The sequence below is a fragment of the Ochrobactrum sp. S1502_03 genome (assembly GCF_044435015.1).
GTDB lineage: Bacteria > Pseudomonadota > Alphaproteobacteria > Rhizobiales > Rhizobiaceae > Brucella > Brucella chromiisoli.
On the sequence record NZ_JAYEXN010000001.1, the window covers coordinates 310,198 to 329,517 of the forward strand.

Here is a 19,320-nt window from a genome sequence, read left to right on the forward strand (position 1 = left end):
AGATTTAAATCTTTCGAAGCGCCACTTCTTCGATCAGATGATCGCTGCCTTTGCGCAGGATAAGATCGGCGCGGGGGCGGGTGGGAAGAATGTTTTCGCGCAGGTTCTTCATGTTGATATTGTTCCAGAGGCCTTCGCCGATAGAACGGGCCGCATCTTGAGAAAGCTGCGAATAGCGATGGAAGAACGACTGCGGATTGACGAAAGCCGTCTCACGCAGACGCATGAAACGGTCAATATACCATTTGTGGATCAGCTCCGACTCCGCATCGATATAAATCGAGAAATCGAAAAAATCGGAGACAAAGGGCACCATTTTGCCGTCTTCCGGCAGATCGCGGACCTGCAAAACATTGATGCCTTCAAAGATCAGAATGTCGGGCTTGTCGACAATCTGATATTCGCCTGGCAGCACGTCATAACTTAAATGCGAATAAAGCGGTGCACGCACACGGCTCATGCCTGCCTTGATCGCCGACAGGAAACGCAAAAGCGCGCCCACATCATAGCTTTCGGGAAAACCCTTGCGCTCCATCATGTTCTGATCGCGCAGAATCGCGTTGGGATAGAGGAAGCCATCCGTCGTCACCAGATCGACCTTCGGGCTTGAAGGCCAGCGCGCAAGCAGTTCTTTGAGAATACGCGCAGTCGTGGATTTCCCCACAGCCACAGAGCCTGCAATGCCAATGATGAAGGGCGTCTTGAAACTGTCCTCCATATTGAGAAACTGCTGGCGCTGGCGGAACAGAAGCTGGCTTGCTTCCACATGCGCATAGAGCAGGCGCGACAGCGACAGATAAATGCGCCGCACTTCATCCAGATCAATCGGATCGCCCAGCGAGCGCAGCCGTTTGACTTCTTCATAGGTAAGGGTGAGGGGGGTATCAGCGCGAAAGCCTGCCCACTCTTGCGCCGAAAAAAAACGGTAAGGCGAGTAACGCGACGGCGTTAGCTGGTCTATTTTTTCCCACATATTGTCGCTGCTCTCCCTCAACGCCAATTCAAGCACTTCGTGTTTGATCTGCATTTACGCCTTCGAACGACCGGCCTTTTCCTCAAGGCCCGTCTGTGCCGTGCGGCGCTGCAACTCTGCAAGAACCTCATTGAGCGGGACGTCTGCAATCTTCAGAACCACCAGCAGATGATAAAGCAGGTCGGCGCTTTCCGTGACCACTTCCGCGCGGTTTCCCTCAACGGCTGCAATCACCGTTTCAACGGCCTCTTCGCCAAGCTTTTTGGCAGCGCGCGTCTGGCCCTTGGCCACAAGACTTGCCGTATAGGATGATCCATCCGTTGAATTTGCACGCTCTGCGACGATGCGTTCAAGGTCGGAAAGGGTGAACTCGCTCATCGGATTTCCTTTAGGCTTTTGCGCATGGCGTTATCGGAAAACCGGTTCCCACGTTTCCGCGACATGCTGTATAATCAACGGACCGGATCGAGCCGCATCGGAATGCCAGCCTCGGCCATATAGCGCTTGGCTTCGCCAATCGTATAGGTGCCGAAATGGAAGATGGATGCTGCAAGAACCGCGGTTGCATGACCATCACGGATGCCTGCCACCAAGTGATCCAGATTGCCAACGCCGCCCGAAGCGATCACCGGAACGCGCACGCTGTCTGCAACAGCCCGCGTCAGCGCCACGTCATAGCCGGCCTTGGTGCCATCACGGTCCATCGAAGTCAGCAGGATTTCACCGGCGCCCAGGCTCACCACCTTCTGCGCAAATTCCACCGCATCAATGCCGGTCGTCTGGCGGCCGCCATGGGTAAAGATTTCCCAGCGATCACTCTCGCCTTCACCCGAAACCTTTTTGGCATCAATGGCCACAACGATGCATTGATTGCCAAACTTATCAGCGGCTTCCGCAACAAATTCCGGGTTCTTGACCGCAGCCGTGTTGATCGAAACCTTGTCGGCTCCGGCAAGCAGCAGCTTGCGAATATCAGCCACCTGACGCACGCCGCCGCCAACGGTGAGCGGCATAAAGCACTGTTCGGCTGTACGGGCGATGACATCGAAAATTGTCTCGCGATTGTCCGAAGACGCCGTGATGTCGAGGAAGCACAATTCGTCCGCGCCCGCCGCATCATAGGCGCGCGCTGCTTCCACCGGATCACCGGCATCAATCAGATCGACAAAGTTGACGCCCTTAACGACACGGCCGTCTTTTACATCGAGGCAGGGTATCACGCGTGCTTTCAGCATTTTTGTCCTCGATCTGCCGTGTCTCTTTTTAGCTTTGCCTGTCCTCGCGGTCCGGCCTGCGCCGGACTATTCGCTGCGGGCAGCCGGTAGCGCCCGTCTTTCACGTCGGGACAAGGGATTACGCGTGCTTTGAGTGTCATGCTGCGGCCCTCAACAGGGATAGTGCTTCTGCCGGATTGATACGGCCATCATAAAGCGCGCGACCAGAAATTGCGCCTTCAAGCTTACGGGCATCGGGTGCGGCGAGGCGTTTGATGTCCTCCATGGAGGCAAGACCGCCCGAAGCAATCACCGGAATGGAAACGCTGTCTGCAAGACCAAGCGTTGAATCCCAGTTGATGCCAGCCAGAACGCCGTCACGGTCGATGTCGGTATAGATAATGGCTGCAACACCTGCACCTTCAAATTTTTTCGCCAGTTCCACCACACCAAGCTCAGAGGCTTCCGCCCAGCCTTCAACCGCGACATAGCCGCCCTTGGCGTCAATGCCGACGGCAACCTGACCCGGAAATTCCTTGCAGGCCTCAATCACCAGCGCCGGATCGCGCACGGCGACTGTGCCGAGAATGACGCGGCGCAGCCCCTTGGAAAGCCAGCTTTCGATATGCTTGAGTGTGCGGATGCCGCCACCAAGCTGAACCGGATTTTTGGTGGCTTTGAGAATGGCTTCAACAGCCTTGCCGTTGACGCTTTCACCGGCAAAGGCACCGTTGAGATCGACCACATGCAGCCATTCAAAGCCCTGATCCTCAAAAGCTTTGGCCTGTGCGCCAGGGTCTTCATTGTAAACGGTCGCCTGATCCATGTCGCCAAGCTTGAGGCGCACGCATTGACCGTCTTTCAAATCGATAGCGGGGAAAAGGATCATATCTTCAAGGCTTCCATTTCAGGAAATTGGCAATGAGCGAGAGACCGAGCAACTGGCTCTTCTCAGGATGGAACTGCGTGCCGATCATGTTGTCGCGGCCCACCGTTGCAGTCACATCACCACCGTAATCGGTGACGGCCAGCACGTCGGCTTTGTTCTTCGCGTCGAACATATAGGAATGCACGAAATAAGCATGCAAACCGTCTTCGCCGGTGTGGATACCATCAAAGACCGGGTGCGAATGTTTCACGTGAATCCTGTTCCAGCCGATCTGCGGAATTTTGAGCGTTGGGTCGGATGGCGTCATTTCACGCACATCGCCGGCAATCCAGCCGAGACCTTCGCTCACTTCCTTTTCAAGGCCGCGTTCGGACATCAATTGCATGCCCACACAGATGCCAAGAAACGGATGCGCCTTTTTCAGAACCACATCGTCCAGTGCTTCCACCATGCCAGGAACCGCATGAAGGCCACGGCGGCAGTCGGCATAGGCACCGACACCCGGCAGCACGATGCGATCGGCACTCGCCACACGATCCGCATCCGCTGTGAGTTCGATGTCCGCTTTCACACCGCTTTCATGGGCTGCACGCTCAAAGGCCTTGGTGGCCGAGCGAAGATTGCCGGAACCATAATCGATAATTGCAACACGCATTTTCAGTTTTCTCCGCGATGACCGACAAATCCGATCGTCGAGCCAAATGAGGAATAGGTGGGACGAGGGGCCTCTTGCGCCCATTTAGGTTGAGGCGTTTCGTTGAGAGCCGTGGTTGGCTGCGCCGCATCTGCGAGACCGTAGAAATAGCGCATTTCCGCTTCTTCCAGATCAGCCGCATCGATGACTGCTTTCTCGCCAAACCCCTGCCGCTTGAGTTTTGCAATCTTCCAGTTGGCGCCTTCCAGCGCCACAAAGAGCGAAAACACCAAGGTGATCAGGGGAACCGCATTGGAGATGCCAAGCATGGCACCGGCAAATCCAAGCAGGATCGTTAGACCCAAAACCGCAAAAGCCTCAAACCACAGTCGCTGCAACAACAGCCAGACAACAGGCAGGATCAGCGCCAAAGTATAGAATCCGTCGCGCACAAAGACAGAGTTTTCAGCGCCGTCAGCGCCTTCTTTCTCCAGAACGACGAATTGCGCCATTGGCTTATCCCTTCAGCGACCCCTTGGTCGAAGGAATTGCATCCTTCTGACGCGGATCGGTTTCCAGTGCCGTGCGCAGAACCCTTGCGACAGCCTTGAAGATCGATTCTGCAATATGATGATTGTTGGCACCATAGTGATTGTTGATATGCAGCGTAATGCCTGCATTCATCGCAAAAGCCTGGAAGAACTCGCGCACCAGCTCGGTGTCGAAAGTGCCGATCTTGGCTGTTGTGAAAGTCACGTTCCAGACCAGAAAGGCACGGCCCGAAACATCGACCGCAGCACCCGTCAACGTATCGTCCATAGCAAGATCCATCGATGCATAACGCACAATGCCGCGACGCTCACCCAGCGCCTTTGCCACAGCCTGACCAAGCGCAATGCCCGTATCTTCCACCGTGTGGTGATCATCGATATGCAGATCGCCTTTGGCCATGACGCGCATGTCGATGAGCGAATGTCGCGAAAGCTGCTCCAGCATATGATCGAAGAAGCCGACACCGGTTGTAATGTCGAACTTGCCGTTGCCGTCCAGATCGACAGAAACGGCAATGCTCGTTTCTTTTGTTGAACGTTCGATACTTGCTTTGCGGGCGCTTTCAGCCGTCATAGCATTTCCTCTGTTGAAATCTTTTGGCGTTCTAGAACAGCTGGCCGCTTTTGCCAATGCTTTTAGAACTGCTCGCAACATTCTGAATTTTATTCACGCACATTTTATCCAAAAACCGGCTCCCGCTTTTTGGAATGCGGTCTCCCCAGCAGCGCATTTTATCCAAAAACCGGTTCCCACTTTTTGGAATGCGGTTTTCCCAGCAGCGCATTTTACCCAAAAACCGGTTCCCACTTTTTGGAATGCGGTTTCCCCCAGCAGCGCATTTTACCCAAAAACCGGTTCCCACTTTTTGGAATGCGCTGTTAGCCATTTGCATTTTGCCAGATGGTTCTTAAATATTCACAACGAAACCCGATTCCGTTCGCGCTTGAGCCAAAGGAAAGAGGCTTCCCCATATCAGGGGCTTATGCGTTTGCCAGATGGAAACCTGTAAGCCGCCAAAGGAGTGATCCATGATCGAACACAATCCTACGACAATTTACGGCACGACCATTGTTACCGTTCGCAAGGGTAACAAGGTGGTCATCGCCGGTGACGGGCAGGTCTCGCTCGGCAACACCGTGATGAAGGGCAATGCGCGCAAAGTGCGCCGCATCGGCAAAGGCAATGTCATTGCCGGTTTTGCAGGCGCAACCGCAGATGCCTTCACACTGCTTGAGCGCCTTGAAGCCAAGCTCGAACAATATCCTGACCAGCTGATGCGCGCTTCTGTCGAGCTTGCCAAAGACTGGCGTACCGACCGCTATCTGCGCAAGCTCGAAGCCATGATGCTGGTTGCCGACAGCAAGGTGACGCTGGCATTGACCGGGACGGGCGATGTGCTTGAACCCGAACACGGCGTCATGGCCATTGGATCAGGCGGCAATTATGCGCTGGCGGCAGCGCGCGCGCTGATCGACACAGACAGGAATGCCGAAGAAATCGCCCGTAAGGCAATGGAAATTGCCGCCGATATCTGCATCTACACCAATCACAGCATTCTGGTTGAAAGCCTCGACGCCGAATGACCGTACCCTTGCAAGCCTCAACCTCTGACAAACAGCGTTGGGCTTGGGTGCTTTGATCGTCATCGGCTGCAACCTTCCGCTCAACGTGATCATGCCGCTGCATCCGTTCGAGTTCATTAAGCAGTGGCAAAGTGGAATTTAATCATGACCAATTTCTCCCCCCGCGAGATCGTCTCCGAGCTTGACCGCTTCATCATCGGCCAGAACGATGCCAAGCGCGCCGTGGCCATTGCTTTGCGCAATCGCTGGCGCCGGCAGCAGCTGGAAGGCCAGATGCGCGAAGAGGTCATGCCAAAAAACATTCTGATGATTGGACCGACCGGTGTTGGCAAGACGGAAATTTCGCGTCGTCTCGCCAAGCTTGCCGGTGCGCCTTTCATCAAGGTCGAGGCCACCAAATTTACCGAAGTCGGCTATGTGGGCCGCGATGTCGAACAGATCATCCGTGATCTGGTTGAAGCAGCGATTGGTCTCGTGCGTGAAAAGAAACGCGAAGATGTGAAGGCCAAGGCCCATATCAATGCTGAAGAGCGCGTGCTTGACGGTCTTGTCGGCAAAACGGCAAGCCCCGCCACCCGCGAAAGCTTCCGCAAGAAGCTGCGTGATGGCGAGCTGGACGACAAGGAAATCGAAATCGAAGTGGCCGATACGGGGTCAGGCCAGAATTTCGAAATTCCGGGTATGCCCGGTGCCAATATCGGCATGATCAATATTGGCGATATTTTCGGCAAGGCGATGGGTGGGCGCACCAAGACGCGCAAGACCACGGTCAAGGATTCCTACGCCATCCTGATCAATGACGAGTCCGACAAGCTGCTTGATCAGGATCAGCTTATTCAGGAAGCCCTGCGTTCAACCGAAAATGACGGTATCGTTTTCCTGGACGAAATCGATAAAATCGCAGCGCGCGAAGGCGGCATGGGAGCGGGTGTGTCACGCGAAGGCGTGCAGCGCGATCTGCTGCCGCTTGTTGAAGGCACCACTGTTGCAACAAAATATGGTCCGGTGAAAACCGACCATATCCTGTTCATCGCATCGGGCGCGTTCCATGTCTCAAAACCGTCTGACCTTTTGCCGGAATTGCAGGGACGTCTGCCGATCCGCGTGGAACTGAGTGCACTGACGCGCGAAGATTTCCGCCGGATTCTGACGGAAACCGAAGTCAGCCTGATCAAGCAATATATTGCGCTGATGGCCACGGAAGAAGTGAAGCTCGATATTACCGACGATGCGATTGATGCTCTGGCCGATATCGCGGTTGATCTCAACTCAACGGTCGAAAATATCGGTGCGCGCCGCTTGCAGACGGTGATGGAGCGCGTTCTGGACGATATTTCCTATAACGCCCCCGACAAGGCCGGTTCGGAATTCAAGGTGGATGGGGATTATGTCCGCGAAACCGTTGGCGATCTTGCCAAGAATACCGATCTTTCGCGCTTCATTCTGTAAAACTAAAAAGTGACCGGAAAGCCACGCTGCGGTGGCTTTCGCCTCAAAGGCAAGAAACCCCTCGACTTCATCGAGGGGTTTTTTTAATTTGCCGCCAAATTTACATATCATTTACCCTGTTGAGGCCGTTTTCCCGCAATGACCCGTCGACTGAACCGTATTGCAGGCATCTGCCTCGCCATCGCTTTCTCCTGCCAGAGCGCCCTTGCAGCCGTAAGCGTGCCACCCGGCAACCGCAACGCCGAACAGCCGCCCATTCCCGGCGCTTCCGCCAAGCGCACCAAGGAATTAAGCACCACCTATGAAGCCAAATATCGCAAGATTTATAATCTTCTGAAAAAGGATGCTTCGCTGCGCTCAAAGATCAAGTCGACGGCTTCGGCTTACGGCATTGATCCGATCCATATTGTCGGCGCGATTGTTGGCGAACACACCTATAATGTCGATGTCTATGACCGCTTGCAGACCTATTACGTCAAGGCGATGTCCTATGTGAACCAGGGCGTGAGCTTTGGCTATAATGGCGAAAGCATCGGCCAGTTCGTCAAGCGCCCGGAGTTTTCCGAGTGCCTCAGATTCAAGGACAGCTATTCGCTGTGGGGCTGCCGCGAAACAGTCTGGAACAAGCAGTTCCGCGGCAAATCCGTGGGCGGCAAAAGCTATCCGAACAACCGCTTCAGTGCCGTGTTCTTTCAGCCCTTCTATGCTGGCCAGACTTTCGGCTTAGGCCAGATGAACCCGCTGACGGCCTTGCAGATGTCGGACATGGTGAACCGCGTTTCCGGCCTGCCAAAGCTTGATGCCGATAATGGCAACGCGGTCTATAAAACCATCATGGACCCGGATCTGACGCTGCCCTATATCGCAGCGACGCTCAAACAGTCGATCACCGCCTATCGTCAGATTGCCGATTTCGACATTTCAAAAAACCCCGGAATTACGGCAACGCTTTATAACACCGGCGGTGCAGATTCTCGCGCCCGCGCACTTGCCAATGAGAATGCTAAGCTGAAAGCATCTGGACAGGCTCCAGTGATGCCGCAGGAAAACTATTATGGCTGGCTGGTCAACACCAAGCTTGATGAGCTAAAGGCGCTTTTTTAAGTGTGATTAAATCTCAGGAGCCGGTCGGTTTGATCGGCTCAAGCCCTTAAAGCACATCCCGAAAAGTGGGAACCGATTTGTGTAATATGTCGCGTCCAATCACCCGATGGTGAAAGCTTAAAAAAATCCTTAGACGCCTCACGGAGGGAAATTTCGCTGGAGCAAATGCGCAAGCACTCTTATATTAATTCATTCAAAAATTTGCTTACATTCTGCAGAAGGTAGTCTCTCAAAAAAATTTAGATGTTTGTGGGTGATCTCAGTGAGAAAATTCGGTTTATCCTGTAATACAATTTGAATAACCGGAATAAAATACAACTGAAATCACCCAACTATCAATTACTTTGGTAATTCAAGAGCTTTTTTAGATACCGAAGATTCAAATCCATAAAATATGTAATCAGAAACAGTATTATCTGTCCATACCAGTAAATCTAAATTTGAATTATTATTATTAAGCCAACTCATAGCAGATAAAACAAGTGGTATTTGATTTTCTTTTACGGTTGCGCCTCCAATAAAAGCACTGTCACTGTAAATAGTAATATATGCGCGGTTATCTCCATTTCTATAACTAGACGTATCCAAATCAATTTGATATGTGTTATCAAATCGTAGAATATCTTTGCTTGGTATATCCGTGGATTCACGATTTTTCTTCGTCATTTTAATCTCCAAATTATAATATATACATTGAAAAAATACACCAAAACACTGTGATCAAATCGTATGAAAACCTGATTATTTGGGAATATGCCCTTATTCAGCTTTTCAGACTCAGAAATACACAGAGTGTTATCAGGCTATGATTGATGAAAATTTCTGTCAATAGAAATATGATATTTTCATCGAAATTTATAATAATTCCAAAAAAATCCGATGAAATTACACCATAATATACTATATTATTTATATTAATATTTTCTATGAAAAATATAATCTTCTAATATAATATCCGCTAAAAATATACCTAACTTATTCCCCGGCGGCGCTTGCGTGCTACTTCAATTTCATCGCTTAAATGCTTGATCGTTTCGCGATCAATGATGCGGATGTTACGCGCCAGAAGATTGGCAAGCTCGGTTGCCTGTGGCGACAGGCCGGATGTGTCAATCACCACCCGCGGATGCGAAATCGTTGCAAGATCCTGAAGCTCTTCCGCTTCATCCCAGATAATATTGAAATAGGTGATGATGCGTTGCAGCATATCCCAGGTTGGCTGGCCACGCCGCCCATGTTCCAATGCTGACAAATAGGCCGGGGACACACGCAGCGCTGCTGCCATTTCCCTCTGGGTGACATTGCGCTCTTCCCGCAATTCCCGCAATCGCTTGCCGAACGGCGTCATCGCAGCAGCCCCCCATTCTGCGTTTGCTTGCGCAGCCGCACATAAAGCGCACCATGACCACCATGATGATGCGCTGCATCTTCATAGGCGCTGACCAGAAGCCGGAACAAGGGCGTTGAGAACCAGTGCGGCACGGCCTGTTTGAGCACGCCCTCACTGCCGAATGATCGGCCTTTTCCGGTAATCACCATCACATGCTTGAGCCCACGCGCGTGGGCGCTGAGCAGAAAGCCGTAAAGCAGCTCATAAGCATCGTTCTGTGTCAGCCCGTGCAGATCGATACGCGCTTCAATATCCACACGCCCTTTGGAAATTTTGCGATGAGTGGGCCGATCAAAGGCATGGATCGGCATTTCCTTAAGCGAGCTGACCTTCTTTTTTGGTGGCTGCGTCTCAGCAACAGGCGAGGGCGCTTTTTTCACAGGCTTCTTCTCTGCCTCCTGCGCCATCAGTTCGCTAAAAACCGAAAGCTCTTCAGCCTGAAGCTTTTTGCCAGCCAGTGGCTTGGCTGTCTTTGCAACCGTTTCCCAGAGAATGCGATCCTCGGGATTGAGATAATCTTTTGCGGGTTTTTCGTTGTTGGAGGTCATCGATTAATTCCGCAAACTGCGCGAGGGACGAGCGCATAAAAATCAGCTTTGTCTTTTATGCCGCCTGCAATTTCACCGGCTTCATCCCCGGATCCTGCAAAGAGATCGCCGCGGGCCGGGCCAACAATTGCCGTGCCGGTATCCTGCGCAATCATCAGCCGGGAGAAGGGCGCGTTGTCAAATTTGGTCACAGTCGGCGCATCAACATAAAATGGCGTTCCGAAAGTATGCAAAAACCTGTCCACGGCGATAGAGCGTCCGGCGGTCAACGGAACCTTGGCGGCCGCAATCTGCCCAAGCTGCGGATCATCAACGGCTGCTTCGCGGAAAAAGATATAGGAACGGTTCTGCCAAATGAGGTCATCCGCCTTTTCGGGATGATCTTTGAGCCATTGGCGGATTGTCTGCATAGAAATCTGATCAGCCGGAATTTCGCCTTCCGCTACCAGAATACGCCCGATCCCCGTAAATGGATGGCCGGTTTTGGCAGCGAAGGTAATCCGCATAAAACTGCCATCGGTCAGCTTGAGCCGTGCCGCACCCTGAACATGCGCAAAGAACGCATCGACCCGATCGGCAACATAAGCAAGCTCCAGCCCACGACCTCTGAGGCTGCCTTGCTCGATTGTGCGGCGGTCATCATATTCTAAAAGACCATCTGGCGTTTGGCGCGCAAAAGCATATGACGCATCAAGTCCCAAAGGACGGTTTTCGTCCGTGACTTTCACAAGATCATCGGGCTTTTTTAAAAATGGCACCGTAAAATGCGCGTCTGGTGTGCGTGATGCTTCGATCTCCGGCTCGTAAAAAGCGGTGACAAAGCCTTGGGCATCAATGCGGCACGGAACAAAATGCGCTTCGAAAAAACCACGCGCCTGCGCTGTGTTTGGGTTATCAAGCAATCGTGCAGCAGCAAAAGCCGGTTCAAGCGCCTTAAAAGAAATACCGAGACTGCCGCTGTTATAGCGGTTGTGGTGCGCATAATCGGCCGAACGGCGAAAGGCCGAAAAGGCGTGTGCCTGATCGTCCCGATCCCAGCCCGGGCAATTGGAAAAGCCCAGCGGGTGGAATAGTTTCGACAATTGGTTCACAGCCGGATCCGTAAAACGCGCTATTTAAAAGGGCCACTCAATTAGCGGCCCTTGGTCTTCACTCTCTTAATCTTCTGCTTCGGTCGCCACAAGCTTCCAGTTTGGATCGCGCAAACGGGTGTCGCGGGCAAAGGTCCACAGATCGCGGATTTCAACCACATTTTCCTGATCGCCTTCAACCACATTACCGTTCTTGTCGAGTGTGGACGAAATCATCTGGCTGACAATGTTCAGCGTCACATGCGCCTCAGATCCCTTCATTTCGGCATTGGCGATTTCCGCCTTATCGATGCCAACAAAGGTGGAACGTATGGTTTCACCGCGTGCTTCGCGCTCATCAATCGCCGAAACAAATCCTTCATAGACTTCCCTGGACAAAAGATTTTGCAGAACATTGCGATCGCCATCGGCAAAAGACATGACGATCATTTCGTAAGCGATCTTCACGCCATCCACAAAACTCACCGGATCAAAAGATGGATCGGCGGCCTTGATGGAACGCAGCCCATCATTGACCGGTGTGCCGACCGGCGCAATTTTATCGATTGCGCTATAATCTTTTTCGCCGGAACGCTGCGGCAGGGAAACAACATTATCCGTTTCGCCGCCACTGGTCTGTGTGTCGGAATTACGGGCAGATGTGTAGGGATCAACCGGCGGCTTTTCATTTCCAGTACGACGACCGAGAACATTGCGCAGCTGGAGAAATATCACCACCGCTGCGATGAAGAAAAATATCGTACCAAAATCAAAAAATTCCATACCGCCTGCCACCATTTAACGGATAACGATCACGAATCCCGCTCCCGCCATCAATTTCTTTCAATATACATATAGATCGCCTTGATTGATCATTCAAATCCCGATCACGCATACCTATTTGTTTTTAGGCGTATCTCATTGCGAAAACCGCTTTTCACTTTTCGGAATGCGCTCTATCTGCAAATTCATGATAGACTGAAGATCTTTGATGAAAACATCAATAAACATAGGATCATAACTGCCGTGTCCTTTTCCTTTGCCCCTCTGCTCATGCTGGCAATGCCGTTCATCGAAATTGCCGGCTTTGTGATTGTCGGCAGTAAAATCGGTGTTCTGGCAACGCTGGGTCTTGTCGTTCTAAGCACGATGCTCGGTTTTTTCCTGCTGCGCGTGCAGGGTTTCGGGCTGTTGCAGCGCATCCGCGCGGAAAGTGCTGCGGGGCGTGTGCCGGATCGCGAAATGATGCATGGCGCCATGATCGTGGTTGCTGCCATCATGCTGATCGTGCCCGGCTTTGTCACAAGCGCCATTGGCCTGCTGCTTTTCGTGCCCTTCATTCGCGATCTTGTCTGGAACCGATTTGTGCGCAATCGTCTCGTCGTTGCCACAGCGTCCACCCGCTATTCGGAAGCCTATCGTCCTTATGAGCGCAAAGAGAATAACGTGATCGACCTCGACCCGGAAGATTATACAGCAAAGCCGGACGAAAATTCACCGTGGAATCCTGACCACAAGGATCGTTGATTGCGCAATTACTAACCTAAAAACGGTTTCTTGCCTCATCTACCCACACATGCTAGCCAAGCATCGCTGCTTTACAGGCAATCAGATTAATCACAATAAAAGAAGGCATTCCGATAATGGCAAAAACGCCGAGCGATAAGCCCGTAGCGGACGAAGCAAAGAACGGCAATGGCGCAGCCACCCAGCCGTCCCTCAACATTCTGGCCCAGTATATCAAGGATCTTTCCTTTGAAAGCCCCGGCGCGCCTCTGTCGCTGCGCCCACGCGACAAAGCGCCTTCGATCAACATCAATGTCAATGTAAACGCCAACCCGCTTTCCGAAACGGATTTCGACGTTGTTCTAACACTCGAAGCCAAGGCTGTGGACGGCAAGGACGTTCTGTTCAACACCGAGCTGACTTATGGCGGCGTATTCCGCATTCAGGGCATTGCGCAGGAACATATGCTTCCGCTGCTGTTTATCGAATGCCCACGTCTGCTGTTCCCATTTGCCCGTCAGATCGTTGCTGATGCAACGCGCAATGGTGGCTACCCACCACTGATGATCGATCCAATCGATTTTGCACAGATGTTCCAGAGCCGTATGGCTGAAGAAGAAGCCAAGAACGCTGTAAAGAGCTGATCTTGCGTTGATATCAAAAGAAAACCCCGCTTTTTGCGGGGTTTTTTTATGAAGAATACTTCTTCCAGATCGCCTTATCACCCATTTTGGCAACAAGGGCATCATGCGCGGCACGCTCTTTTTCACTGATGCGGGGTGCAAGCGGCACAGGGCGCTGACGCAGCGCAATTCGGCTGGCATGATCAGCGCGATCATCATTGCCGGAATTGTCAGAGGAACTCAGACCGAGAGCTGTCTGCTTTCCGCCAATCAGTTCGATGTAAACTTCAGCCAGAATTTCAGAATCGAGCAATGCGCCGTGCAATGTGCGGTGTGAATTGTCGATGCCATAACGCTTGCAAAGTGCATCCAGCGAATTTGGCCCCATCGGATTTCGACGGCGCGCAAGCGCAAGCGTATCGACAATGCGATCAACGTCTATTTCCGGCTTACCCAGGCGGCTCAATTCGGCATTGATGAAACCAAGATCGAACATGGCATTATGCGCGACAAGCTTCGCGCCATCGAAAAATTCCATAAATTCATCGAGAATATCGGCAAAAGTCGGCTTGTCGAGCAATTGCTCATCGGTGATCCCATGAACCGCGAGCGCATCCGGATGAACCTTACGCCCCTGTGGGTTGATGAATTTATGAAAGGTTCGGCCCGTGGGAAAGCGGTTGATCATTTCCACGCCACCGATTTCGATCACCCGATCCTCAAGCCGTTCAAGGCCAGTGGTTTCCGTATCGAAAACGATCTCACGCATTGAAAAACCTCTTAAATGATTGTTCGTTATAGCACAGGCGAAACTGCGCTCACGATGAAATTGCCGGCTTTCCCCGCAATTGCGCAAGGATGGCGTTAATCTGCTGTCTCATGTCCTCAAAGCCGCCTGAAGAATCAATAATGAAATCGGCGCGCGACCGCTTTTCAGCGTCCGGTGTCTGCCGGGCAAGAATGGCCTCCAGCTTCTCTTCCATCATGCCTTCGCGCGAAAGAACCCGCTTTCGCTGAATGTGGGCAGGGGCTGAGACAACCGCCACCTTGTGCACGCGGTTCTGGCCCTCCGTTTCAAACAGCAGCGGAATATCAAGCAATGCAATATCAGCCCCATCCGCACGCGCGCGCGCAAGAAAGGCGGCTTCCTCTTCATGCACAAGCGGGTGAATGATGGATTCAAGCTTTTTGAGTGCTTCCGGTTTGCCGAGGACAGCGCTCGAAAGCCTGGTCCGGTCAACCGTGCCATTGACAACTGTTCCGGGGAAGGCGGCTTCGATCAGGGGGGCGGCGCGGCCTGCATAAAGCTGATGCACCGCATCGTCGGCGCTATAAACTGGCACGCCCGCATCTGCAAACATGCTTGCGGCGGTGGATTTTCCCATGCCGATCGAGCCGGTCAGTCCGAGGATGATCATAAAGCGCCAGCCTTTTTCATATCATCCAGAATATGCGCGCGCAGCGCATCTGTCACTTGCGGTTTTTTGCCAAACCAGCGTTCAAAACCGGGAACCGCCTGATGCAGCAACATGCCAAGTCCATCGACCGTTTTGAGCCCCGCGCTTTCAGCCTTAGCCAGAAAGGGCGTTTTCAAAGGAACATAGACAATATCCGTGGCAACCGCTGATTTTTGCGCTTCGTTCAGATCAAGGGGAAAAACGTGTGTTTCTTCTCCATGCCCGCTCATGCCGAGCGCGGTCGTGTTGACGATCAATCCCGCTTCTTTGACAAAATGCTGCGCGGCATCCCATCCATGGGCAAAAACCCCATCGCCAAAATGGCTGGCCAGGTCCTGCGCGCGGCTTAAGGTCCGGTTGGCGATGGCAATGTGGGAGAAACCACGTGTCTGCAAGGCATGCACAATCGCGCGACCCGCACCTCCTGCACCCAGAACCAGAGCCGTATCGGCATTGTCCCAACCCGGTGCAAGCGCATCAAGATTGGCGGCAAAGCCATAGGCATCGGTATTGCCACCGCAAAGCCTGCCCTTTTCAAACCAGAGCGTGTTCACCGCACCTATAGCCTGCGCTGCTTCATCATGGCTTTCCACGCTCTCATAAGCTGCTTCTTTATGCGGAATCGTGACATTTCCACCGGCATAGCCATTTTGCGCCAATGAAGCAGCAAATTCGGCAAAATTTTCCGGCGCCACTTCAATGGCTTCATAAGAGCCGTCAAGACCGTGCTCTTTGAGCCAGAAGCGATGAATGAGCGGCGAGCGCGAATGTTTAATCGGAAATCCGGTGACAAATGCCTTTTTAGCCATCGATCAGATTTTCTTTCCTTAATTCAGCCAGAAGCGGCAGCAGCGGCAATCCGACAATGGTGAAATAATCGCCGTCGATTTTTTCAAAAAGCTGAATGCCCGGACCTTCGACCTGATAGGCGCCGACGCTGGAAAGGGCAATATCGCCAACGCGACCCAGATAACGGCCAATAAACCCGGGATCAAGATCGCGCATGGTCATGCGCGCCACCGAGACGTGCCGCCAGAAGGGCTTGCCGTTTTTCACCAGAACCACGCCGCTGTTCAACTGATGGGTTTTTCCCGAAAACTGCAAAAGCTGGCGGCGCGCCGCGTCCATATCCACAGGCTTGTGGAAAATCTGATCTTCCAGCGAAAGCGTCTGATCACAGCCAATCACCACAGCATCGGGATTGTTTTCACTGACCGATAAGGCTTTGGCTTCCGCCAGAACCTGCGCCACTTCTTCCGGTGTTGCGCCGGTCTTATAAAGCGGCGCTTCAACGGCGCGCTCGTCAATATCAGCGCTTTCGCTTGAAAATTCGATGCCAGCATTTTTCAGAAGTGCTGAACGAAAGGGGCTTTTGGAGGCGAGAATAAGTTTTGCGGTCATACCTGATCTTCCTTCTTGCCATCACGCAGCAAAGACTGGATCGCTGCGGCTGTTTCTTCAATTGACCGGCGCGACACATCAATGAGCGGCCAGCCGTTGCGGTTGCAGAGATTGCGGGCATAAGCCAGTTCTTCGGAAATTGAAACGCGGTCTGTATAAAGTCCGGTATTGAGCGAAGGCGCATTGCCAAGCGGGCGGTTCTGCCTGATTTGCGAAATCCGTTCCGCCGTTGCGACAAGCCCGACAATCAGCGGACGTTTTGCAGTAAAAAGCACATCGGGAAGCGGGATGCCCGGCACAATCGGCACATTGGTTGCCTTGATACCGCGATTGGCAAGATAGATGCTTGTGGGCGTTTTCGAGGTTCGTGAAATCCCCACCAGAATGACATCTGCTTCTTCTATATCGAGCGGCAATTGCCCGTCATCATGCTCCATGGTGAAATTGAGCGCGTCAATCCGGCGAAAATAATCGGCATTGAGCACATGTTGCGCGCTGGCTCGGCGATGCGCCGGTGCGCCAAGATAAGATTGAAACGTGTTGAGCACGGGTTCGAGCACCGAAACACTTGGTACACCCATTTCCGCACAGGTTTCATCAATCATGGCCGCGAGCTTCTGATCAACAATTGTATAGAGGACGATGCCCGGCTCAGCATCGATATCTTCCAGAACTTTGCGCAACTGTTTCTCGGTGCGAATAAGCGGATAGATGTGCTCAATGGCGCGCGCATTGGCATATTGCGCTGAAGCTGCACGCCCTGCAGCAAGGAGAGTCTCTCCTGTCGCATCAGAAATCAGATGAAGATGAAAGTAAGAAAGCGGTCTGGTCACAGTTTTCTCCCGCCCCTGTTGACGAGTGTGCGTAAAACGCAGGTTTCATCCACAAGCCATGGCAGGCGGTGGGAAACTTGGCAAGTCATCCACAGCCAGCCAACATGTGGGCCGCTTTTGAAAGTCACTGTGGACAAGACTCGTAACATTTGGAAAACTCATCGATATACCCAGCTTGTCCACAAATAGTGCAAAACTGCGGCAATTGGTAACTCCTTATATTCAATGAAAGAATTTAGTTTTCATTGCATTTGGCAGAATGATCGGTGAGTGTTCGCACAGGCTTTGATGGCCAGAGCGGAACTGTGGAGAAAAAGCGGACAAAGCTTAATCCCCGATTCCAACAGACTCTAAGAATCAAAAGATTCCTGAATCATCCTTTCTTTATGAAAGCCGGACGGGAAAACTTTCACACGAGATAACGAAAATCAGACAGGGTGGAATGCAATGAAGCGCAAAGTCTTGAAAGTCATAGACGGTGAGACAGTCTTTCCACCTCCGATCTGGATGATGCGCCAGGCAGGGCGATACCTTCCTGAATATCGCGAAGTCCGCAAACAGGCCGGAAGCTTTCTCGACCTTTGCTATTCGCCCGATCTGGCTGTCGAAGTCACACTTCAGCCTATCCGCCGTTTTGGCTTTGATGCAGCCATTCTGTTTTCCGATATTCTGGTTGTCCCTCATGCCCTTGGGCGTGACCTTCGCTTTGAAGAAGGAAGAGGGCCTTTGATGACACCGATTGATGCGGATGAAATCTTCTGGCTTGAAACCGAAGGTGTCGCAAAACGCCTGGAGCCGGTCTATGAGACGGTTCGGCTGCTTCGCGAGCAGTTACCCGACGAAACAATGCTGTTGGGCTTCTGTGGCGCTCCCTGGACCGTTGCGACCTACATGATCGCCGGTCATGGTACCCCGGATCAGGCTCCCGCGCGTTTGTTTGCCTATCGCTTCCCGGAAGCTTTCGAAAAGCTTTTGAATGATCTGGCGGATGTTTCAGCCGAATATTTGATCGAACAGCTTGATGCCGGCGCAGATGCGGTTCAGATTTTTGATTCCTGGTCCGGCGTTCTGGATGAAGATTGCTTTGAGCGTTTCTGCATTCGTCCTGTTGCGCGTATCGTGCAAAAGGTGAGGGCCGTATATCCTGACGCGCGCATTATCGGTTTCCCGAAAGGTGCGGGAATGCTTTATGCAGGCTATCGTGAAAAAACCGGTGTCGATGTTCTGGGGCTTGACTGGTCGGTGCCGGTTTCTTTTGCGCAGGAATTGCAAAAGGAAGGCGCCATTCAGGGTAATCTTGATCCGCTGCGGGTTGTTGCTGGTGGAGCGGCGCTTGATGAAGGCGTTGATGCGATCCTCAAAAATCTTGGCAACGGTCCGCTGATTTTCAATCTCGGCCATGGAATTACGCCACAGGCACCGATTGAAAATGTTCAGCGTATGATTGATCGGGTTCGTGGAGGGTACTGATTGTGGCCTCTGACAACACAAACAGCGGCAAAGCCGCTCTGATCCGCATCATTGCCGCTTTGGTGATTGTGCTACTCGGTTTATGGGGATTGTTTCACGTGAATCCAGCTGATGCTTATCTTTGGGTCAAGTCTATCCACGTTATTGCGGTGATCGCCTGGATGGCGGGCATGCTCTATCTGCCGCGACTTTTCGTTTATCATTGTGCGGCAACGCCCGGCTCTGAAACCTCTGAAACCTTCAAGGTTATGGAGCGGAGGTTGCTGCGGTTTATTATAAATCCCGCTATGATTGTAACGTGGATTGCCGGTCTGTGGATGGCCTGGGAGATATTTGATTTTCAGGGCGGCTGGCTGCACGCAAAAATTCTTCTCGTGGTGCTATTGTCGGGCGTACACGGCTATCTGTCAAAGGCGACACGGCTTTTTGCTCAGGATAAGAACACCAAATCTGCAAAACATTGGCGTGTCATCAACGAAGTTCCAACCATTTTGATGATCTTGATCGTCATTCTGGTGATCGTGAAACCATTCTGATTTTTATATTTTTACAAGATAGCCCGGATTTTTTTCCGGGCTTCTACCTTTTTCCTATTGCACAAATTTCCAGCAGTCCTTAACTGAG

The 19,320-nt window shown here is 52.2% G+C and carries 25 protein-coding genes and 1 pseudogene; 9 read left to right on the forward strand and 17 right to left on the reverse strand.

The window, feature by feature from the left end:
- Window positions 1–4 precede the first annotated feature (4 nt).
- The 7 genes from coaA to hisB all read right to left on the reverse strand — a co-directional run bounded on the left by coaA (window position 5) and on the right by hisB (window position 4,835).
- Complete coding sequence (gene coaA / locus VBH83_RS01430; protein WP_265983805.1) at window positions 5–973, reverse strand: type I pantothenate kinase; 969 nt, start codon at window positions 971–973, stop codon at window positions 5–7.
- A gap of 54 nt (window positions 974–1,027) precedes the next feature.
- Entirely contained in the window at window positions 1,028–1,351 is a 324-nt protein-coding gene (locus VBH83_RS01435; RefSeq protein WP_265982457.1) for a phosphoribosyl-ATP diphosphatase, read from the reverse strand.
- A 74-nt stretch (window positions 1,352–1,425) separates the two neighbouring features.
- Entirely contained in the window at window positions 1,426–2,208 is a 783-nt protein-coding gene (hisF, locus tag VBH83_RS01440) for an imidazole glycerol phosphate synthase subunit HisF (RefSeq protein WP_265982456.1), read from the reverse strand.
- Between the two features lie 136 nt (window positions 2,209–2,344).
- Window positions 2,345–3,076: a 1-(5-phosphoribosyl)-5-[(5-phosphoribosylamino)methylideneamino]imidazole-4-carboxamide isomerase gene (gene hisA, locus VBH83_RS01445; RefSeq protein WP_265982455.1), complete on the reverse strand. Its 732-nt coding sequence runs from the start codon at window positions 3,074–3,076 to the stop codon at window positions 2,345–2,347.
- Window positions 3,077–3,080: 4 nt separating this feature from the next.
- A complete protein-coding gene (gene hisH, locus VBH83_RS01450) occupies window positions 3,081–3,731 on the reverse strand; it encodes an imidazole glycerol phosphate synthase subunit HisH (RefSeq protein WP_265982454.1) in 651 nt (216 codons plus the stop codon).
- Between the two features lie 2 nt (window positions 3,732–3,733).
- Complete coding sequence (locus tag VBH83_RS01455) at window positions 3,734–4,222, reverse strand: DUF2628 domain-containing protein (RefSeq protein ID WP_265982453.1); 489 nt, start codon at window positions 4,220–4,222, stop codon at window positions 3,734–3,736.
- Between the two features lie 4 nt (window positions 4,223–4,226).
- Window positions 4,227–4,835 carry an imidazoleglycerol-phosphate dehydratase HisB gene (gene hisB, locus VBH83_RS01460; protein WP_265982452.1) on the reverse strand — a complete coding sequence of 203 codons (609 nt, stop codon included), beginning with the start codon at window positions 4,833–4,835 and terminating at the stop codon, window positions 4,227–4,229.
- A 13-nt stretch (window positions 4,836–4,848) separates the two neighbouring features.
- On the opposite strand from hisB, the gene VBH83_RS01465 reads away from it, so the two are divergent.
- From VBH83_RS01465 to VBH83_RS01485, 5 genes and pseudogenes are all read left to right on the forward strand, one after another.
- On the forward strand, window positions 4,849–5,271 hold the full coding sequence (locus tag VBH83_RS01465; RefSeq protein ID WP_265982451.1) for a hypothetical protein: 423 nt from the start codon (window positions 4,849–4,851) through the stop codon (window positions 5,269–5,271).
- A 19-nt stretch (window positions 5,272–5,290) separates the two neighbouring features.
- Window positions 5,291–5,845 (forward strand): ATP-dependent protease subunit HslV, encoded by a 555-nt coding sequence (gene hslV, locus VBH83_RS01470; RefSeq protein WP_265982450.1) that lies wholly within the window; start codon window positions 5,291–5,293, stop codon window positions 5,843–5,845.
- A gap of 61 nt (window positions 5,846–5,906) precedes the next feature.
- A pseudogene (locus VBH83_RS01475) lies at window positions 5,907–5,987 on the forward strand (DUF2585 family protein); the annotation flags it as partial.
- A gap of 2 nt (window positions 5,988–5,989) precedes the next feature.
- Complete coding sequence (gene hslU, locus VBH83_RS01480; RefSeq protein WP_265982449.1) at window positions 5,990–7,294, forward strand: ATP-dependent protease ATPase subunit HslU; 1,305 nt, start codon at window positions 5,990–5,992, stop codon at window positions 7,292–7,294.
- A gap of 138 nt (window positions 7,295–7,432) precedes the next feature.
- Entirely contained in the window at window positions 7,433–8,398 is a 966-nt protein-coding gene (locus tag VBH83_RS01485) for a DUF1402 family protein (RefSeq protein ID WP_265982448.1), read from the forward strand.
- A 339-nt stretch (window positions 8,399–8,737) separates the two neighbouring features.
- Here VBH83_RS01485 and VBH83_RS01490 read toward each other — a convergent pair whose 3' ends face one another.
- The 5 genes from VBH83_RS01490 to VBH83_RS01510 all read right to left on the reverse strand — a co-directional run bounded on the left by VBH83_RS01490 (window position 8,738) and on the right by VBH83_RS01510 (window position 12,189).
- The gene (locus tag VBH83_RS01490; RefSeq protein WP_265982447.1) at window positions 8,738–9,064 is read right to left on the reverse strand and encodes a hypothetical protein; all 327 of its coding nucleotides are present in this window, start codon (window positions 9,062–9,064) and stop codon (window positions 8,738–8,740) included.
- 304 nt (window positions 9,065–9,368) lie between these two features.
- Complete coding sequence (locus VBH83_RS01495) at window positions 9,369–9,746, reverse strand: helix-turn-helix domain-containing protein (protein WP_265982446.1); 378 nt, start codon at window positions 9,744–9,746, stop codon at window positions 9,369–9,371.
- The gene (locus tag VBH83_RS01500) at window positions 9,743–10,336 is read right to left on the reverse strand and encodes a Smr/MutS family protein (RefSeq protein WP_265982445.1); all 594 of its coding nucleotides are present in this window, start codon (window positions 10,334–10,336) and stop codon (window positions 9,743–9,745) included. The genes VBH83_RS01495 and VBH83_RS01500 overlap by 4 nt, the downstream gene beginning before the upstream one ends.
- Window positions 10,333–11,451, reverse strand: a complete 1,119-nt coding sequence (locus VBH83_RS01505; protein WP_396996104.1) for a murein transglycosylase A — start codon at window positions 11,449–11,451, stop codon at window positions 10,333–10,335. Before VBH83_RS01505 ends, VBH83_RS01500 begins: the two co-directional genes overlap by 4 nt.
- Window positions 11,452–11,493: 42 nt before the next feature.
- Entirely contained in the window at window positions 11,494–12,189 is a 696-nt protein-coding gene (locus VBH83_RS01510) for a Tim44/TimA family putative adaptor protein (RefSeq protein ID WP_265982443.1), read from the reverse strand.
- Between the two features lie 243 nt (window positions 12,190–12,432).
- On the opposite strand from VBH83_RS01510, the gene VBH83_RS01515 reads away from it, so the two are divergent.
- The gene (locus tag VBH83_RS01515) at window positions 12,433–12,933 is read left to right on the forward strand and encodes an FxsA family protein (protein ID WP_265982442.1); all 501 of its coding nucleotides are present in this window, start codon (window positions 12,433–12,435) and stop codon (window positions 12,931–12,933) included.
- Window positions 12,934–13,049: 116 nt separating this feature from the next.
- Window positions 13,050–13,556 (forward strand): protein-export chaperone SecB, encoded by a 507-nt coding sequence (gene secB, locus VBH83_RS01520; RefSeq protein ID WP_265982441.1) that lies wholly within the window; start codon window positions 13,050–13,052, stop codon window positions 13,554–13,556.
- Between the two features lie 46 nt (window positions 13,557–13,602).
- On the opposite strand, the gene dnaQ is transcribed toward secB, so the two are convergent.
- From dnaQ to VBH83_RS01545, 5 genes are read right to left on the reverse strand one after another with little or no spacing between them, the layout of a single operon-like run.
- Window positions 13,603–14,304: a DNA polymerase III subunit epsilon gene (gene dnaQ / locus VBH83_RS01525; protein ID WP_265982440.1), complete on the reverse strand. Its 702-nt coding sequence runs from the start codon at window positions 14,302–14,304 to the stop codon at window positions 13,603–13,605.
- 49 nt (window positions 14,305–14,353) lie between these two features.
- Window positions 14,354–14,953 carry a dephospho-CoA kinase gene (gene coaE / locus VBH83_RS01530; protein WP_265982439.1) on the reverse strand — a complete coding sequence of 200 codons (600 nt, stop codon included), beginning with the start codon at window positions 14,951–14,953 and terminating at the stop codon, window positions 14,354–14,356.
- Window positions 14,950–15,801, reverse strand: a complete 852-nt coding sequence (locus tag VBH83_RS01535; protein WP_265982438.1) for a shikimate dehydrogenase — start codon at window positions 15,799–15,801, stop codon at window positions 14,950–14,952. Before VBH83_RS01535 ends, coaE begins: the two co-directional genes overlap by 4 nt.
- Window positions 15,794–16,393, reverse strand: a complete 600-nt coding sequence (locus VBH83_RS01540) for a Maf-like protein (protein ID WP_265982437.1) — start codon at window positions 16,391–16,393, stop codon at window positions 15,794–15,796. Before VBH83_RS01540 ends, VBH83_RS01535 begins: the two co-directional genes overlap by 8 nt.
- Window positions 16,390–17,226, reverse strand: a complete 837-nt coding sequence (locus tag VBH83_RS01545; protein ID WP_265982436.1) for a pyruvate, water dikinase regulatory protein — start codon at window positions 17,224–17,226, stop codon at window positions 16,390–16,392. The genes VBH83_RS01540 and VBH83_RS01545 overlap by 4 nt, the downstream gene beginning before the upstream one ends.
- A gap of 447 nt (window positions 17,227–17,673) precedes the next feature.
- On the opposite strand from VBH83_RS01545, the gene hemE reads away from it, so the two are divergent.
- Both hemE and hemJ read left to right on the forward strand, forming a co-directional pair.
- A complete protein-coding gene (gene hemE / locus VBH83_RS01550; RefSeq protein WP_396996020.1) occupies window positions 17,674–18,696 on the forward strand; it encodes a uroporphyrinogen decarboxylase in 1,023 nt (340 codons plus the stop codon).
- A complete protein-coding gene (gene hemJ, locus VBH83_RS01555; protein ID WP_265983804.1) occupies window positions 18,696–19,232 on the forward strand; it encodes a protoporphyrinogen oxidase HemJ in 537 nt (178 codons plus the stop codon). The genes hemE and hemJ overlap by 1 nt, the downstream gene beginning before the upstream one ends.
- Window positions 19,233–19,320: the final 88 nt, after the last annotated feature.

Coding starts and splice junctions, on each gene's coding strand:
- VBH83_RS01500 (WP_265982445.1), bottom strand. CDS start 10,336: ATGACCTCCAACAACGAAAAACCCGCAAAAGATTATCTCAATCCCGAG.
- secB (WP_265982441.1), top strand. CDS start 13,050: ATGGCAAAAACGCCGAGCGATAAGCCCGTAGCGGACGAAGCAAAGAAC.
- VBH83_RS01510 (WP_265982443.1), bottom strand. CDS start 12,189: ATGGAATTTTTTGATTTTGGTACGATATTTTTCTTCATCGCAGCGGTG.
- VBH83_RS01490 (WP_265982447.1), bottom strand. CDS start 9,064: ATGACGAAGAAAAATCGTGAATCCACGGATATACCAAGCAAAGATATT.
- hisF (WP_265982456.1), bottom strand. CDS start 2,208: ATGCTGAAAGCACGCGTGATACCCTGCCTCGATGTAAAAGACGGCCGT.
- VBH83_RS01495 (WP_265982446.1), bottom strand. CDS start 9,746: ATGACGCCGTTCGGCAAGCGATTGCGGGAATTGCGGGAAGAGCGCAAT.
- hemE (WP_396996020.1), top strand. CDS start 17,674: ATGAAGCGCAAAGTCTTGAAAGTCATAGACGGTGAGACAGTCTTTCCA.
- dnaQ (WP_265982440.1), bottom strand. CDS start 14,304: ATGCGTGAGATCGTTTTCGATACGGAAACCACTGGCCTTGAACGGCTT.
- VBH83_RS01540 (WP_265982437.1), bottom strand. CDS start 16,393: ATGACCGCAAAACTTATTCTCGCCTCCAAAAGCCCCTTTCGTTCAGCA.
- VBH83_RS01455 (WP_265982453.1), bottom strand. CDS start 4,222: ATGGCGCAATTCGTCGTTCTGGAGAAAGAAGGCGCTGACGGCGCTGAA.
- coaA (WP_265983805.1), bottom strand. CDS start 973: ATGTGGGAAAAAATAGACCAGCTAACGCCGTCGCGTTACTCGCCTTAC.
- VBH83_RS01435 (WP_265982457.1), bottom strand. CDS start 1,351: ATGAGCGAGTTCACCCTTTCCGACCTTGAACGCATCGTCGCAGAGCGT.
- hslV (WP_265982450.1), top strand. CDS start 5,291: ATGATCGAACACAATCCTACGACAATTTACGGCACGACCATTGTTACC.
- hslU (WP_265982449.1), top strand. CDS start 5,990: ATGACCAATTTCTCCCCCCGCGAGATCGTCTCCGAGCTTGACCGCTTC.
- hisH (WP_265982454.1), bottom strand. CDS start 3,731: ATGCGTGTTGCAATTATCGATTATGGTTCCGGCAATCTTCGCTCGGCC.
- VBH83_RS01485 (WP_265982448.1), top strand. CDS start 7,433: ATGACCCGTCGACTGAACCGTATTGCAGGCATCTGCCTCGCCATCGCT.
- hisA (WP_265982455.1), bottom strand. CDS start 3,076: ATGATCCTTTTCCCCGCTATCGATTTGAAAGACGGTCAATGCGTGCGC.
- coaE (WP_265982439.1), bottom strand. CDS start 14,953: ATGATCATCCTCGGACTGACCGGCTCGATCGGCATGGGAAAATCCACC.
- hisB (WP_265982452.1), bottom strand. CDS start 4,835: ATGACGGCTGAAAGCGCCCGCAAAGCAAGTATCGAACGTTCAACAAAA.
- VBH83_RS01535 (WP_265982438.1), bottom strand. CDS start 15,801: ATGGCTAAAAAGGCATTTGTCACCGGATTTCCGATTAAACATTCGCGC.